Consider the following 17,651-nt stretch of genomic DNA (forward strand, 5'->3'; position numbering starts at 1 on the left):
CGTCTCAATGGAAGCATACTATGAGCATACCTCCTTCCAACTCCAATAAGCCTCCCGTTCATGGACCCGTTCCACCAGCAGGACCGGGAAAGCAGTCAGGTGACCAAACAACACCTGCGATTCCCAAAGGTGACTCACAGACACCAAAACAGTCGCTGGCTGATCGAAAAGCATCAAAAACATCGCCAACACCCTTCACAATACCCTCTCCCAAAACACCGGAAGAAGCTAAAAACAATTACATCCAACAAAGCTTCAGGGTAGAAGCCCTTGAAACCCGCACCACTCTGGCTATCTTTGCAGCAGGGTTGAGCCGACATATTGCTTCAGGCAACCCTAACAGTGCGGGGGCCCCGATTCTGGTCATTCATGTTGGGAGTAACGGCAAGATGACGAACATCATCCCTGCCGATGAAGGAATGAGAGATCTGGAACAATCAAAAGCGCTAAGGGCATCACTGACAAAAACTTTTGACGAAGTCAGCAAATATTACTCTCCTGAGAACAAAGCCGCCCTGCAGAAAGATCTCAACGAAGCCAAACGTGAACTGGAAACCTGTAAACAAACATTATTAGACATGAAACAGGCTCTGCCCCGGCCCGATTTAGCCGGTCGCGGTATTCACATAGACATTCCAACATTAGGCCAGCCGCCGAAGCTTTCTGAGCCTTTTCCTCCATCCAGACCCGATAGCCACCCACCGGGTCCCTATGCTCTGCCTCCCAGACCACCTGTGACACAATCGCCTGACGATGAAGATCTGATAGATCTGCAAGATTTCCCCCCGCCGCCTCCGGCTCCCCCTGTATCAAAAGAAAACAGGGAGCCACAGATTAATGACCCAACCATCAGTACGCTTCAGATTCATAGAGCTGATTTTTATCAAGGCGACACAGGCCCCAGAGACTTCGACTCATCAGGCGACAAAGCCATTCTTCTGAGGCAGGGCAACCCTCTCAAGAATGAAGCTTTTGTTGGCACTCCCCTTGCCTTGCTCCCTGACCAAGAAGATCATGACTATCAGGGGTCAGCCCACTCAGCAAGAAAAGCATTACTGTTTCCGCTGCTCATGAACTTCATGAGAAAGCATCAGCACCCATCCGCCATATCCTTTCCAAAAGAAGCGGTTTACGCCTATCAGGTGGGGTTGGCTGCCACTCTGCCAAATACTGCCAAAACCCTGGAAGGGTATGGCAGCGATACCGAAAGAAAACGCTGTCAGGAACTGCTAACTGAGCTGGAAAGTGTCCACCCTGCGGTAGCTGAACTGATAGCAAGAGATATTACTGGCAGCCAAAAGACCAGCCCTTCAATAGATACCAGAAAGTCAAAAGCAGCACTATACGACACTCTCACTGCAGCGATAGTCAGAGATATTGAAAGGCTGGAGATGAGCCGATTCAATAACAAAATAGATGTTGAGGAGCTTGAGATTTATCAGAGACTTGAACAGTCCATGCCCGAAGATGAGTGGGATCAACATGCATTTGAGATCTCTCAGGACCTGGCTCGTCTTTGCCATTGCTGGACACAAGGCCTTAATGATCAAAACGAACTGACTAATGACGTCACGATTTACATAGGCGGCGCACCCAGAGAGTTTGATGACAGCAGTGCTCTCACTCTACCTCCTTCTGACCCCGGCGCTTTCAAGCAACAAAAAGAATGGATGCTCGGATACGAGCATCTGAAAAGTCTTTATGAATGGGACGATTCCTGGGTGTAATTTTTCACCCTTGTATTTCGAGATGTTTTTCAAGGAAATTAGCCAGCGCTTCAGGATCAGGAGAAGATTTGATTTGATTTAAAAACGCTTCATTCACCAGCTTGCGCGCCAGTTCCGCCAATACTTTCATATGATCACTATGGCTCCCAGACTCTCTCACTGCCAGCAGAAACACAGTATCGACGGGCTTTCCATCAACCGACTTCCATTCAATGGGTTTCTTCAGTCTCAATACTCCAGCGGAGTGGCTGTAAACCAGATCTGATTGGCAGTGAGGGATGGCCATACCATTTCCAAGAGCGGTGGAATAAACCGCTTCACGTTTCCAGACAGCCTCTTCAAGCAAACGGCTGTCTGATATACGACTGTCCAGAAAAAGCATATCCACCAACTCTTTCACAGCTTCTTCCTTGGATAAACAGTCAAAATCCAGATTCATGATGGTTGTACTGAATACAGGACGAGGGGCCAGATCATTGTGAGACTGTTTCAATAGCAGGCTCACCTGATCCATATCCTCACAGTTGACTGACTGATCCAGAAGGTCCCTGCAGAGAGTGCTGTTTAGATGATTGATCTTTTCTTTTACAGCAGGTATCAGTGGGGCTGGCAGGCTGATCTCATCCAGACCCAAACCCACCAGCAAAGGGAGAGTGTCAGTATCTGCAGCCATCTCGCCACAAAGCCCAACCCATTTTTTATAGCGGTGAGCCTCTTTGACCGTATTTCTAAGAAACCTCAAAAAAGACGGATGAAGGTAATGATAAAGATTGCCTACCTTATCATTGCCTCGGTCAGCCGCTAGAAAGTACTGTGCCAGGTCGTTACTGCCAATGCTAAAGAAATCCACATATTGAGCCAGCTGGTCAATAATCAGGCAAACAGATGGTACCTCCAGCATAATACCCAGCTGGATAGATCCATAATGCTCCCCGGATTGCTTTAATTCTTCTTCTACTTCTTGAATCACCTCCCTGACCCACTTTACCTCGGCAACACAACTGATCATTGGAATCATAAGACCCACCGGACCATGAACAGCCGCTTTGAGGACAGCAAAAACCTGCGCTTTAAACAGGTCGAGAAACTCCGGATAAAGCCTGACGGCCCGATACCCGAGAAACGGATTCTGCTCTTCCGCCAGATTGAAGTAGTCCACAGGTTTATCGGCCCCGACATCAATCGTCCTGATCACAACAGGCCGCCCTTCGGCCTCCCTGATCACTGCGGTATAAGCTGCCACTTGCTCTGCTGAAGAAGGCGCCTGCGCTCGCTCCATAAACATCATTTCAGTTCTGAATAAGCCAATACCTTCTGCACCGGATCGAAAAGCCAGCTCGGCATCTTCCTGACCAATAATGTTTGCACCCACCTCGAGTCTTTGCCCGTCCACCGTTTTTGCTTCAGTATGAACAAAAGGTTCGCAACGGACGCTCAATGCATGATGTCGTTTTTCTTCCTGCTGATAATACCTGAGTACTTTCAAAGGAGGGTTAGCAATCAAAATGCCAAGACCCGCATCCAGCACAACCTCGCGGGCCTGCTTCATCAGCACCTGGGCACCTTCAACCCCCACCAGAACAGGAATACCCCGGGCCTGTGCCAGCAATACCGTGTGGGAAGCTTTACCACCACTCTCCAGAACCAACCCTTTCAGATGACTTTTATCCAGCCCCATGAATTGGCTGGGGGTCAGATTATCGGCCAGGCAAATACTGCTTCTTTGTAATTTATCAGGACTAAACAGCCTTCCAGAACCATAAGAAAGGCGCAAAATCTGATCACAGAGATCACGAATATCAATCACCCGATCTCTGAGATAACTGTTCTCAGAACTTTCCAGAGCATTGGCAAAATGCTCCAGGGTTGCTTCAATACTTTCGGAAACAGAAAGGCCATTATCGACGTGGTCAAGAAGACGAGCTTTGAAATCAGGATCACTTGCCAGCTGCTGATGCGCTTTTAATACTTCTCTCTCGGCCACCAACTCGGCTTTTCCGACGGCTGCCTGCAATTCATCCTGAACCTGTTCAATAGCTCCCAGTAACCTCAACCGTTCACCGGTCACACCGGCATAAACCGCACGGTCCTCAATAGGCAGAAAACGATACTCTTTGAGACAAACAGGCTCTCCTATTGCCCAGCCTTCCCCAGTGGCCTGACCACGACAATATTCCATTTCCAGTATTCTGAGCGACGGAGGTAACACACCGGAGTTTTTAATGGCTGGTAACAACTCATCACAACCAGGGAGCTGTTTGAAAATAAATGCCTTAATTTTCCTGAATGCTTCTACCGCATCAGAGCCAGAAATTTTTATCCTGCAGACATCCCGATAAGCAATGTCTGCAGCAATAAGGGAGAGAGGACTTTTAAGATTGGCCTTCCTGCCACTGCGAAGATTTTCCAACTCCATGGTCGCTTCAAAAACAGCCGCCTCCTTGACCAGATAACTCACAGGTCTGGCGTGTAAGCCATTCAGCAATTCACAGGTAAAAATAAATTCCTTACAACTCATTACCCCGGGGCCCTCAGTATTGTCATTGTTGTCTGCCCTTATCAAGATTCCACGGTTACAGTCTCAGCATTGCCTAAAAACTGCTTCAACAACGGGGCGTGATGAAACAATCTAACGGTCAGAAAAGCTGCCATGTTTTCAACTATCTTGAATGGGAATGCAGCCTCACCCCTGAACCAGAAAAGTAATGGCCAGCGAGATAAAAGCATTTGCATGGAAAATGTCTACACCTCAACACTCAAGCTTCAGGATGCTCTGGTGCCGCCTACCTAAACAAAACGAACGTACTTATCTGCAATGATCTATGCCCGAACAATAACATCAGCCACCCGTCTCACCCCTGACCCAATTGAGCCATCACCGCTTCCGGATTCCGAATAGCTTCAGACACAGGCACCTTGATCACCCTCAGGTCCCTGAAACGCTCCTCTCCATCTACCGCAATATCCACAGCCAGGAGCGCAACATCCGCTTCTTCTACATCCTCAATGGTGATTTCGTTCTCAATACCCATAGCCCCCTGAGTTTCTACCTTGATGTCATGTCCCTGATTAAGCGCGGCTTCGGTGAGTTTCTCGGCAGCCATATAGGTATGAGCAATACCGGTCGGGCAGGCAGTTACAACGACTATTTTCATTTATTGACCCTCTGGAACCACTTTTGCCAGTGGAACAGCCCAATTTGTTCACAGTAAATAAGCCCTTCCCTACTGTTTTATTGTTAGTAGCAGGAAGAGCGCTCAGCTTTCCGATGCTTATAGCAGGCTGTTTGACCCAATAAGGCTAGTAGAAGATTTCAGGTGAGGGAAATTATTGATCAGGACTTCTAGTAGGAGGCTGACCGAGAATAAACAGTCCGGCCTAAAATCCAGAAAGAACGGCCATCTTTTCCAATGAATTTGCTTAAATAGGTCAACTATTCGCACAAATTCAGTGAAAAAGCTGACTCGTTCTACTGAATTTTATGCTCGGACGCTATTCTCGGTCAGCCTCCTAGGGGAATCGTTAGACCAAATCAGCACCAGAGCACTTGGCGACTCTGGTGCCTCATAACGGGACTCAGTTATTCTTGCTCCTGCCAGTCTACTGGCAAGACAATATCAAGTCTTTCCAGCAGCTCTCCAGTAGCAGCAACAATCCGGTAGCGAGAGAAAGCTTCCTGATAGATCGCACTGGTCAGACTGCGACTGGACTGAAATAACTCATTTTCACTGTCCAGCAGATCCAGCAGAGTTCGTTTACCAATGTTGAACTGCTCTCGATAGGCTTTGACGGTTTTTTTGCTGGAGTCTTCATGCTGTCGAAGATATTGCTTTTGCTCACCAATAAACTCATGGGCTGACCAGGCCAGCCTCAAGGTCTCTTCAACATTGCGCAGCATTCTGTCTCGTTGGGCTCTGCTCTCTTCTGTCCTGTAGGCACTTTCTTTGGAACGCGCCTTGTCAGAGCCACCACGAAACAAGTTATAACGAAGCCTCAGCATGGCAGTAGTATCTTCATGGGTGCCCAGCTGACCATCGGCGTTATTTCTCCAGCTTTTATCGATCTCTATATCCAGAGTCGGGAAATAACTGCTTTCAGTGGCAGATGCTTGTGATTCAGAGGCTTTAATATCCTGCTCTGTAGCGAGAATACCCGGGTGTCTGCTGACACTGGCCTGAAGCGCATGCTCAAAGCTCTCGTGAATCGCCAGTTTATAGGAGCCAGGCTGTTCCAGCTCACCAGGCATGGTGCCAACCAGGCTGTAATACTCACTCTCAGCATCCATTAGATTGTTACGGGCATTGATCACATTAGCCGTGGCTCTGGCTACCCGCCCCTTGATCTGGTCAAGGTCGGAACTTCTGGCAACACCCTGTCGAGCGCGTTGGGCAATTTGCTTAAGGATGGAATCGTGGACTTCCAGATTCTCCTCAGCCAATTCTAAAAGATCCTTTCTCTCCAATACCTTCAGATAGACATCGGTAATCTGCAGAGTCAAATCCTGTAAAGTATTCCTCAGTCGCAGGTACTCTGCGGCGGCACTGTGGCGAGCCTGATCCACGCTGCTGCTGGTATTAAAGCCCGAGAATAGATTCTGACGTATCGAAAAAGAAGCTTCCTTGCGGGTAAAGCTCTTATCACCCAATGCTTCATTCGGTTGATCATCGGGGTAACTCTTCTTCTGGCTACCAATACCTGTAGTGACATCGACAGAGGGCCACCAGCCCCCCCAGGCCACATCAATGCTCTCAGTAGCGGCCCGGTATCGGTTCAAGCTGGCCTGAGCCTGAGGATGACTGGCCAGAGCCTTGTTGACCACCTCATTCAAGGTTTCAGCCATTAGGTAGCTGCTAAATACTGAGCTGCCAGCCAGAGTACCAGCCAGCAGCCAAAAACGGGAAAGCCGAGATAACGGCGTTTTCCTTAAAGACGATATCGGATTGAATTTCATGAGCATCCCTGTCAGCCATAGAGTTCAGTTGGATTATTTCCCGATACATCGGCGCCCAAAGATGTGGCTTTAGTCAAATATCCCTCAATTTGTCGGGCTATTGACCCACTCATCGTCTGGCTATTCACCGACGAACTGTGTTAAAAAGATTTGGGAGTCTGACTGAAATAATGGCATTTCAGAATGGACATAAGAAAATGCACGAATACTGAAAACAATCGATTTTTCTCAACATCAGATCTGACCCGGAATAGCCATAACATGGCATGTCATCGTTCTATGAGTGAACAACATGTCACTAAAACGGTGTTCACAGATCTGAAAAAAGCTTTGAGTCATCATTGCTCTTCCTCTCAATCAGCATTGAGAAGGGTATGAACAAACCGCCATGAGCGGAAAGTACTGACCATCCATAAACAAAAGAAGATCAGTATTTTCATGGCAGATATAATAAAAAAACACCTGAAATCGAAGGATCATGTTTCAGGTGATCAGAGTGTATGGACAAAAGCATGAACAGCTATGAGTCAAACGCTGCATCGCCTTCAAGTCAAAATGGTGGTGCTGTCACCCTGAATCACCTGAAAGTGATGGTGATCGATGACAGCAAGACTATTCGCAGAACCGCAGAGACACTCCTGAAAAAAGAAGGCTGTGAAGTTGTGACGGCCACCGATGGTTTTGATGCGCTGGCAAAAATTGCTGATAACCAGCCCAACATTATTTTTGTCGATATCATGATGCCACGACTGGATGGCTATCAGACCTGCGCATTGATCAAAAACAATAATTCTTACCGAAAAACCCCAGTTATCATGCTATCCAGCAAGGATGGACTCTTTGATCGTGCAAAGGGACGGGTCGTCGGATCAGATCATTACCTGACCAAACCTTTCAGCAAGGATGAATTGCTGGGGGCCATCAGGAATTACTGTCCGGCAGTAGCTTAATAAGAGTTTGACAAGAAAAGTGTGAAAAGATCTGGTATAAACATGTACTGCGCTTTCAAACCTCTTGTTCTGGCGGGAATCTGATAACTTTGAGAAGAAGTACCCTCTGGCAGAGCACGAAAATACCTCCATTCCAGCGATGAAAACACGGTATTTTCGTGGTAAGGAAAGCGGCTGATAACAATGAAAAAAAGCTTGGCCCTGAGGATTTGGGCAAAAGCAGTAACAGGGGATAATAATGGCAAACATTCTCATTGTTGATGACTCACCCACTGAGTTGTACCAGTTGAAAGCCATGCTGGAAAAGCACGGACACAGTGTGCTGACTGCAGAAAATGGCGCCGATGGTGTAGCACTTTGCCGGGCAGAGCATCCCGATGCAGTATTAATGGATATTGTCATGCCGGGTCTGAATGGTTTTCAGGCTACACGTCAATTGTCTAAAGGTAATGATACCTCCCATATTCCGGTTGTGATTGTCACTACCAAAGATCAGGAAACTGACAGGGTCTGGGGTATGAGGCAGGGTGCGAAAGACTATCTGACCAAACCCATCCGTGAAGAAACCCTGCTCAAGACACTGGGCAATGTTCTGGAAACCGAATCTGCATGAGTACCGCTCACACAAGCCCTTTTGAGGCATTGGTGGAGCTGGATGCCAGGATCAGCCAGAATGCTTTTGAGCCGCCTGAAAAGCAAACCCGGGTTGAATCGTGGAATGGCGTTGGCTTCACACTGAATGACCAGCAGTTTGCAGTACAAATTGGTGAGGTTACGGAAATTCTACCCGTTCCATCCACCACACCTTTGCCCGGTGTACATCCATGGGCAAAAGGTGTATCAAACGTACGCGGACGTTTACTTCCTATCATAGATCTGGGAGAGTTTCTGGGTAAGACTCGAGACAATCGCGAGTCTGCCAACCGGATTATGATTGTCGAACAGGGAGAACTATCTGTCGGCTTAATTGTTGATGAAGTACAAGGCATGGTGCATTTTTCCACCAGCCAGTTCTCTGATGCAGTGCCCGACCAACTGTTTGATGAAGTAAAACCGTTTACTGTTGGCCAATATCATCAAGATAAAGATTACTTGGTGTTTAACACACAGCTGCTGGTGAATGACTCTCGCTTTCTCAAAGCAGCCAAAGAGTAATCAATCTTGAGCTGAAAAAGCTCAGGGTAAAAAATGTCGCTTTCTTTGCATACAAGAATAAAGAACGGTTGGGCGGCATTTTTATTATCAGTCATGATCAAAAGATGCTTTTTATCTCTCAGGTGATGACAAGCTTGAGTGCCAGAAACACTCTTCCTTCATTTCTGATGAAAAAAGAGGATTCACGGTAAAAAGTTATCCCAATAAAAACAATCAAAAAAGCGAGCATTCCGAAGAAGTCACCGGGGACCATAATAATGAAAGGCAATACAGCAACCAACGCCCAGGGAGCAGGGGCAAGCCGAGCCATTCTGGCCTCGATTATCCTGTTAATACTCTCCCTATCCGTCATCACTGGCTCATTTATCTTTATCAGCCAGCAAAGTGAACTTGATCAACAACACCTGACTGATGCCGGCGAGCTCAGGGTGCTCTCTCAGAGGATAGCCACCAGTGCTACCGAGGCTTCTGCTGGTAAAGAAGAAGCCTTTGCTCTGTTGCGGGAAGCCCGGAACGAGTTCGATGAGCGTTTTACCTCTCTGAAAAGCTCCAAGCTTTCCGTTGCTCCGTTTCTGAGCCCCGGTGACAATAATGCTACTGCTCAGATAGAGACACTGGATGCTGCCTGGTCGGAACTGAAAGTCGAAGCGGATAACATTCTGGCCGCAGAAGAAACCGTACTGACCCTGCACGAAGTTGCAAAAACACTGGGTGAAACGGTTCCTCAGTTGCAGGTGGAATACGACGAGGTTGTTGAGATTCTCCTTGAGAATGGCGCTCCAAATGATCAGATCGCCCTGGCACAACGCCAACCCTGGCTCGCAGAACGTATTATTCGTAGCGTCTCCAAAGTACTGGAAGGGGGTGAAGACTCCATCATGGCGGCAGACAGCTTTGGTCGTGATGCCAAGCTTTTTGGTCGTGTACTGAACGGTATGCTGGAAGGTAACCTGGCCATGCGTATCAGTCAGGTCACCGATGAAGAAGCCATTGATCGTCTGGCCGAGATTTCTGACCTGTTCGGCTTTGTAGAAGGCAGCGTTGACGAGATCCTGGAGACCTCCCCGGAACTGTTCCAGGTGCGTGCTGCTTCTGACCAGATTTTTACTGACTCTCAGCAATTACTGCAACAGACTTCTATTCTCGTAGACACTTTTGAAAGCCTGACTGACCAGCGTCTGGTCAACAATACGGTGATCAGTATTGCGGGTGTCATTGCCCTGCTGTCTCTGCTTATGATTGCTCTGACCATTGTAAGAGATACTCGCCAGAGTCTGGCTGAAACTGCCGCCCAGAACGAAGCCAACCAGGCTGCGATTCTGCGTCTTCTGGATGAAATGGCTGACCTCGCAGACGGTGACCTGACTGTACAGGCGACAGTAACCGAAGACTTTACCGGCGCTATCGCAGACTCCATCAACTTCTCGATCGAGCAGCTCCGTGCTCTGGTAAACACCATCAACCAGACAGCGGTAGAAGTAGATACTTCAGCCCAGGAAACCCAGAGTACTGCAAAAGAGCTGGCCGAAGCTGCAGACTACCAGGCAGAGGAAATCAACTTTGCCACCCAAGCGGTCAATGACATGACCGAATCTATGAACATGGTATCCGCTAACGCCTCCGAGTCAGCTCACGTAGCAGAAAGGTCGGTAGAAATTGCAACCAGTGGTGGTCAGGTCGTACGAAACACCATTGAAGGCATGGACACCATTCGTGAACAGATTCAGGACACTTCAAAACGGATCAAGCGTCTGGGTGAATCTTCCCAGGAAATCGGTGACATCATCGCTCTGATCAACGACATTGCCGACCAGACCAACATTCTATCTCTGAACGCCGCTATCCAGGCCTCTATGGCGGGTGAAGCGGGCCGGGGCTTCGCAGTAGTTGCGGATGAGGTACAGCGTCTTGCGGAACGTGTTTCGGGTGCAACCAAGCAGATTGAAGCACTGGTATCCACCATCCAGACGGATACCAACGAAGCGGTTATCTCCATGGAACAAACCACTTCTGAGGTAGTTAATGGTGCCAGACTGGCACAGGATGCCGGTGTAGCTCTGGAAGAAATTGAGAAAGTATCCAGTAACCTCGCCAGTCTGATCAGCAACATTTCCGACACAGCGAAGAAACAGACAGGCTCTGCAGAACAGATTTCCCTGCGTATGACCACTATCCGGGATATCACCACCCGTACGGCGTCCAGTACAACAGCGACAGCCGGCTCGGTAGGTAACCTGGCGGAAATGGCTCTGGAAATGCGTCAGTCTGTATCTGGTTTTCGCCTGCCTTCCGTTGGCCAAGAGGCCGCAAATACAACGCAGGAAGATGAAATCACAGTCTGATCGTTCTGACAGAGGCTGGCACATCCAGCTTCTGTCAGGTTAATACCCGACAGTGAAAGCTATAAGCCTAAAGTGCTGCCTTTATCTTGATCCGGTAGCCTGCTTCGCTTCTGACCAAACTCATCAGAAGCCACGCTGACAGCATTTTCACAAAACTGCCATGAACTACAAAGGCCAGATAAACGACAACAAATTGGCACTTTCATGGCATACCGCCTTGAGCGGCTGAAGCAGTTTTTCACGATAAAGATTAGAGAACTGACGTATTTTTATTCCAGCAGCATGGGTTGCTGGCACGGAATAGCGGGGGCCGTCAATGGCTGAACAACAGGATTATGCTGGCCTGGACTGGGTTAAGGAAGAGATTGAGCAAACGCTCGTTCAAGCCCGCCAGGCATTGGAAAAATACCAGGAAGAGCCAGGCAACCCAACCCATATCAATGCCGGGCAAAGTGCATTTACCCAGGTTCATGGTGCACTTAAGATGTTGCAACATGAAGGCGCAACCCATTTAAGTCTGGAAATGAACAGACTGACTGAAGCATTACTCAGTCAACGTGTACCCGACATCAGAATGGCCCTGGAAATCCTGATGCAGGCTACCTTGCAGCTGCCAGGTTATATTCAACAGACTCTTAACAGTGGCGTCGATCGTCCACTGTCGCTTCTACCTCTGATCAACGAACTCAGACAGTTACGCGGTGAAGACTCACTGCCAGAAGCCACTTTTTTCTTTCCAGACACCACCTCTCTGATTGATCCTGTCGAGCCTCCACAACTGGAGAGTCTTGAAAAAACGGGTCTGGTGCCATTACTGAGAAAAATACGGCAAAAGTATCAGCTAACGCTGGCCGGCTATCTGCGTGATCAGAATCGTGCCCAGCAAATTAAGGTACTGGCCAAGCTGTTTTCCAAACTCCAGGACCTCTCCTGGGGAGCGCCGCTTTCCCCTCTCTGGGAAGCCAGTGTTGCACTGACCGAAGGACTGGATAATCAGTCAATTGAACAAAATATACATGTTACCAACCTGCTTCGAGAACTGGATGGCCAGATCCGTCTGTTTATTAAGCAGGGCGCTCCCTTCATCAACACTCATCCCAATGATGAACTGTTTCGGGGGCTCCTCTATTATATTGCTTCCTCGGAAGGTCAGGAGGGTTTCACTGGCGCACTGAAAGCCCGATACAAACTGGAAGAAGTTCTTCACCAGGCTCAAGCAGATGTCTCTGACATTCTGACCAGTGTAGATGCTACAACACCGGTTGTTGAGGCATTGAACTATGAGCTGACAGGTATTAAGGAAGCCCTGGACCTGTATCTGCTCTCTACCGACCCCGATCCCCTGGTTCTGGAAAATCAGCTACCCATTATTCAACAAGTGGCTGATACCCTGACCATTCTGGGAATGGAAGATCTGAGAACCCGCCTGAAACAGAAAAAAGAATTGATTCAGACGGTGATCAATACAGGACAGAATGCTGAAGAGCATCTGATGGAAGTAGCGGGCACAATTCTCGATCTTGAAGCCGCACTGTCCAGATACGCTGCAGGTGAAAGCCTGGAAACAGGCGACAGCTCACCTTTGCTGGAAGAGGTGTATCAGGCTGTTATCAAAGAGGCTCGTCACTATCTTGAGCAAACCAAGGATGCCATTGTCGACTTTGTTGACAGTCATCATCACCCCGACTTCCTGAACCAGATTCCCGAGCTACTTCATAAGGTTCAGGGTGGCTTGTCCATGACCCCTCTGACCCGTGCTGCCGATCTGGTCAGAGTCTGCTCTGAACATATCAAGAGAGAGTGGATAGAGAATAATAAAACGCCTGAAAAAATGGAACTCGAGCAGCTGGCAGATGCGGTTACCAGTATTGAGTATTATCTGGAAAGACTCAGCGACAAGAGCCAGGAAGAGCATGAAGCGATTCTGGATGTTGCAGAAGAAAGCCTGTCAGCTTTGCGTGTCCCCGAAACCGAGCCAGCTGAAAGTGTTTCTGAACTGGCTACAGACACCCCAGAGCAGGAAGAAAACGCGCTCGAGCTGGAGCTTGATGAACAAAGCTTCCTGGACGGCTCAGTGCCTGTCGCCCTGAATGAAGATAAGATCCAGAGTTCAGTAGAAACAGAGAATCTGGCAGCTCAGGCTTCTGTCACACTGACCAATAGACCTATAGAAGTCAGCCCTTACGATGTAGTTCAGTTTGAATTCACAACATCCAGCAGTGTTGAAGCTGAATCACCCTCAGCCACGCCACAACCCCCTGAACCCGAACAAGTCATAGCTCCCGTAGTTGAAGACACGACAGCAGAAGAAGAAAGCATCATTGACGATGAACTGCTGGAAGTCTTTATTGAAGAGGCCGGTGAAGTTCAGGAGCAACTTGCTGAAAGTGTGCCTGCCTGGGCCAATAATCAGGATGCTGACGGGACCCTGAAAGATGTCCGAAGAGCCTTTCATACATTGAAGGGCAGTGGACGAATGGTAGATGCCAACGTTGTTGGCGAACTGGCCTGGTCCATCGAAAACATGCTAAATCGACTGATCGACGGAACGGTTCAGAATAGCCCTGAACTAAGAAGCCTGATCAGCCGGGTTACCGATATGTTGCCGGGGCTGATTTCTGATTTTGCAGAGCAGAATCAGGTGCTGACTCATGAAGTTCTGGTCTGCATGGAGCAGGCAGACGCCTTGTCCAAGGGTGAGAAATACACCATTGAGGACGAGGAAAACGCTATTGATGACGCCATTGTCAGCAACTCAGATATCGACTTCGAACTGACAGAAGAACCTGACGCCGAAGCAGCACAGCTGGCAATAGTAGAAGAGTTATCAAAACCAGCGCCTGAACTGGAACTTGCAACAGAATCTCATGTTGGTTCTGAAGAACCAACCACGCAGGTTGCTTACGACATTCAGCTGCTCAATGTATTCCTGGGGGAATCAAGAACACACCTGGACGTTGTACAGTCATTTGTTGATCAGGTGAAAATTCAGGGTGGCAAGCGCCAGATCAGTGATCAGGTGCAACGCTCTTTGCATACCATGAAGGGCATTGCCCTGATGGCAGAAATTGCTCCTCTGGCTGAGATCATTGTTGCTCTTGAAAAGAACATCAAAGATTTCAGAGCACACCTGATTCCGGCCGATGACCGGGTTATCAGTATGCTGGAAAAAGGCCTTGAGTTAATCAAAGATGGTCTTGAGCAACTGACCTTATCTCCCAAACAGCCAATACTGGATTCTGAAAACTACCTGTCATGGCTGGAAGCCCTTCATGCCCAGCTCATAACTGAACAGCACAAGGCTCAGTCGACCAATAGAAAATACACCGGTGGCCAGGACACCAATCTGTTTGCTCACAGTGATCTGGGTCTGTTGTTGGATGCCGACGAGTATCTTTCTACCTGGCGCAACACTCTGCCCAAGAACGAGCTGGCTCTGTTCCAGAAAGAGCTGACGATACTGGCAGAACGCTCGGGCGAAGCACGCCTGACATCGCTGGCAGAACTCTGCGATGTTCTGCTGGACGTAATGAACTATCTGGACAAACACGAAACAATATTGCCCGGAGTATTGGCTGCACCGCTGTCCAACGGCTTTGAAGCCATGGTCGACATGATGAACCAGGTGGCAGCACAGCAGACACCGGTTCCACCACAGTCTGTATTTACGGAGCTCAGGGAATCACTTGAGACCTTGCTGACGGCTGAAGCCAAACCTGAGATTTCTCTGGCTGTTGGCCTCGAATCTCATCAGGCTGACCCCGTCGCTGAAATTATTGAAATTGACGAAGTTGTTCTGGAGTCTTCATCCGAAGAGCCTGTCCTTGCAAGCGAAGAGTTGGATGAGATTATTCTGGAGTCTTTGCCAGAAGCACCTGCTTTTGAAGCACCGCTCGAGGCTGAACCAGAAGCATTAATAGATGAAGAAGTGGTTCTGGAGACTCCAGCCCCCGATCCAGTTCCTGTTCTGAACGTTGAAGTAGAAGAGCATGACCTGGAACTGATTGAACTCTTCCTGGAAGAAGCCACCGACCTGGCTGAAGATTGTCATCATGCTCTGGAAGACTGGCTGAATCATCGTCAAAACCTGGCACCACTGACGGATCTGCAACGCTCCCTTCACACGCTCAAGGGCAGCGCACGAATGGCTGATCAGCCCGAGCTTGGCGACCTCAGTCACGCCATTGAAGATATATACAGTGCTATTGCCAGTGGCAGAAGTTCTGCAGAAAAAGCCCCCGTACACTTGCTGCAGACGGCTCATGACCAGATTGACCAGATGCTGGTTGCTTTAAAAAACCAGCAACCTCAGAAGTCTGTTACACCTCTGGTAGAGCAACTGGAGCAGTGGTCGCTCAATAATGACTGCGAAGCAGAACTGCCACCTCTGGCCAGAGCTGACAGCCCTGTTGAGATCCTTCCTGACTATTTATCAGGCAAAGTTAAAAGAGAATCAGACACAGCCAGCGTCCAGCCTGCAGAAATTGCAGTAGATGATACCCTGGTGATTGCTGACGACAATCTCAAAACAGACGTTATCACAGAAGCAGAAAACAGCCCCTCTTCTGCTCCAGAATTTATCGTAGAAGCGCCTGCGCCTGCGCCTGCTCCTGCTCCTGCTCCTGCTCCTGCCACCACACGCATAGAAACACCAGTCACCAACAGCGCTGTCCCAATGCTGTCCAAAGGCAACGAAATGATTCGTGTGCCTGCACAGCTTCTGGAGTCACTGATCAATCTGTCTGGTGAGTCCAGTATTAATCGTGGTCGTATCGAACAGCAGATTCAGGACATCAGTAACACCCTGGAAGAGATGGACAGCACCATCGACCGGGTTAAAGAACAGCTGCGTCGTCTGGATACTGAAACACAGGCCCAGATTATTTCTACCTTCGAGGAAGAGCATGGCAGCAACCCTGAGTTTGATCCGCTGGAAATGGACCAGTATTCAGAGCTGACTCAGCTGTCCCGCTCTCTTGTAGAGTCTGCAACTGACCTTAAAGACCTTAAGGAAGGTATTCAGGATAAAAACCGCGATGCAGAAACCCTGCTGCTTCAGCAATCCCGAACTCTGATAGAGCTTCAGGAAAAACTGATGCAGGCCCGAATGGTTTCCTTCAGCCGTCTGCTTCCTCGTCTGCGTAAGATTACCCGTCAGCTGTCTACTGAACTGGGCAAGCCCGTTAACCTGAATGTCAGTAATGCTGAAGGTGAAATGGACCGAACCATGCTCGAACGGATTCTGGCACCGCTGGAGCACCTGCTTCGAAATGCTATTGACCATGGTATTGAACCCTCAGTGCATGATCGACTGGCACTAGGCAAACCAGAGGCAGGCAGCCTGACACTTGCCATTACCCGGGATGGTGCCGACATTGTTGTCGAACTGAGCGACGATGGCAGAGGTATTAACCTTCAGGCAGTTCATGCCAAGGCGCTGGAGAAACACCTGATCACTCCGGAAGATGAATTGACCGATCAGGAGATTGCTCAGCTCACTCTGGAAGCAGGCTTCAGTACCACCGAATCTGTGACTCAGATTTCTGGACGAGGCGTGGGTCTGGATGTTGTTAATACCGAAATACGTCAGATGGGTGGCAGCATCCAGATTGACAGCGAGGCTGACAAAGGAACTTCTTTCAAGCTCCGACTGCCATTTACCCTGTCAGTAAATCGCGCCCTGATGATTCAGGTAGCGGACAGTCTCTATGCCCTGCCCATGCAGTCCATTGATGGTATCACTGTAGTCGCACCACACGTTCTGACCGACTGCTACCAGAACAATACTCCTCTGGAGTACGGTGGCATAGATCACCAGCTTATGTTCCTGGGTGAGCTTCTGGGGGACGCTAACCCCAAAATACAACCAGAGCAGTGCCCGGTAGTCATCATTGAGCGTGGGGGGAAAAACCTGGCCCTGCATGTGGATGAAATTATTGGCGGTCGTGAAATCTTTACCAAGAGTCTGGGTCCACAGTTTGCGGGCCTGACCGGTGTCAACGGTGCCACCATTCTTGGTGACGGCCGTGTTGCCATCATTATCGACCCGGCAACACTGGTACGCAGACATCGCATCGAGCAGCACTATGTAGAGCTGACCAACCAGATGGAAGAAGAAACAGAATCCGTTCAGCGAGTTCTGGTAGTGGATGACTCGGTCACCGTACGAAAAGTAACTACACGTCTGCTTGAACGTAACGGCTATCTGGTTGAGAGTGCAAGGGATGGCGTAGAAGCCATGGCGAAGCTTGCTGAAAGCAGTTACGACATCATGTTGCTGGATATTGAAATGCCCAAAATGGATGGTTATGAAGTGGCCAGTGCCGTGCGTAATGACAGCAAGCTGAAGTCTCTTCCGATCATCATGATAACCTCCCGAACCGGTGAGAAGCATAAAGCCAGAGCCTTTAGCCTGGGTGTCAATGAGTATCTGGGCAAACCTTTCCAGGAAGCAGCATTACTGGCATCCATCGGACAATTGATCGGAGTCAAAGCTGGCGCTGGTTCACAACAATGATTAGAGGAG

Annotated in this window: 10 protein-coding genes; 7 read left to right on the forward strand and 3 right to left on the reverse strand. The window is 48.9% G+C overall.

Going from position 1 to position 17,651, the window contains the following annotated elements; all coding sequences use genetic code 11:
* Positions 1-20: 20 nt before the first annotated feature.
* Entirely contained in the window at positions 21-1,727 is a 1,707-nt protein-coding gene (locus tag GZ78_RS11525) for a hypothetical protein (protein ID WP_034835549.1), read from the forward strand.
* 4 nt (positions 1,728-1,731) lie between these two features.
* On the opposite strand, the gene ptsP is transcribed toward GZ78_RS11525, so the two are convergent.
* Positions 1,732-4,245 (reverse strand): phosphoenolpyruvate--protein phosphotransferase, encoded by a 2,514-nt coding sequence (gene ptsP, locus GZ78_RS11530; RefSeq protein ID WP_034835552.1) that lies wholly within the window; start codon positions 4,243-4,245, stop codon positions 1,732-1,734.
* 132 nt (positions 4,246-4,377) lie between these two features.
* Here ptsP and GZ78_RS29440 point away from each other — a divergent pair, with 132 nt between their 5' ends.
* Complete coding sequence (locus tag GZ78_RS29440; RefSeq protein WP_161787365.1) at positions 4,378-4,518, forward strand: hypothetical protein; 141 nt, start codon at positions 4,378-4,380, stop codon at positions 4,516-4,518.
* Between the two features lie 61 nt (positions 4,519-4,579).
* Here the strand turns inward: GZ78_RS29440 and GZ78_RS11535 are convergent, their stop codons facing one another.
* Positions 4,580-4,882, reverse strand: coding sequence for a PTS fructose transporter subunit IIB (locus tag GZ78_RS11535; RefSeq protein ID WP_034835555.1), 303 nt, complete (start codon positions 4,880-4,882; stop codon positions 4,580-4,582).
* A gap of 425 nt (positions 4,883-5,307) precedes the next feature.
* Positions 5,308-6,678, reverse strand: a complete 1,371-nt coding sequence (locus GZ78_RS11540; RefSeq protein ID WP_161787366.1) for a TolC family outer membrane protein — start codon at positions 6,676-6,678, stop codon at positions 5,308-5,310.
* 590 nt (positions 6,679-7,268) lie between these two features.
* On the opposite strand from GZ78_RS11540, the gene pilG reads away from it, so the two are divergent.
* The 5 genes from pilG (at position 7,269) to GZ78_RS11570 (ending at position 17,642) form a co-directional block, all read left to right on the forward strand.
* A complete protein-coding gene (gene pilG, locus GZ78_RS11545; protein WP_034836532.1) occupies positions 7,269-7,628 on the forward strand; it encodes a twitching motility response regulator PilG in 360 nt (119 codons plus the stop codon).
* Between the two features lie 238 nt (positions 7,629-7,866).
* The gene (gene pilH / locus GZ78_RS11555) at positions 7,867-8,241 is read left to right on the forward strand and encodes a twitching motility response regulator PilH (RefSeq protein ID WP_034835560.1); all 375 of its coding nucleotides are present in this window, start codon (positions 7,867-7,869) and stop codon (positions 8,239-8,241) included.
* The gene (locus tag GZ78_RS11560; protein ID WP_034835563.1) at positions 8,238-8,783 is read left to right on the forward strand and encodes a chemotaxis protein CheW; all 546 of its coding nucleotides are present in this window, start codon (positions 8,238-8,240) and stop codon (positions 8,781-8,783) included. The genes pilH and GZ78_RS11560 overlap by 4 nt, the downstream gene beginning before the upstream one ends.
* A 257-nt stretch (positions 8,784-9,040) precedes the next feature.
* Entirely contained in the window at positions 9,041-11,125 is a 2,085-nt protein-coding gene (locus GZ78_RS11565; RefSeq protein WP_034835565.1) for a methyl-accepting chemotaxis protein, read from the forward strand.
* 316 nt (positions 11,126-11,441) lie between these two features.
* Positions 11,442-17,642, forward strand: coding sequence for a hybrid sensor histidine kinase/response regulator (locus GZ78_RS11570; protein WP_034835567.1), 6,201 nt, complete (start codon positions 11,442-11,444; stop codon positions 17,640-17,642).
* The last annotated feature ends 9 nt before the right edge of the window (positions 17,643-17,651 follow it).

The organism is Endozoicomonas numazuensis (assembly GCF_000722635.1).
GTDB classification, from domain to species: Bacteria; Pseudomonadota; Gammaproteobacteria; order Pseudomonadales; family Endozoicomonadaceae; genus Endozoicomonas_A; species Endozoicomonas_A numazuensis.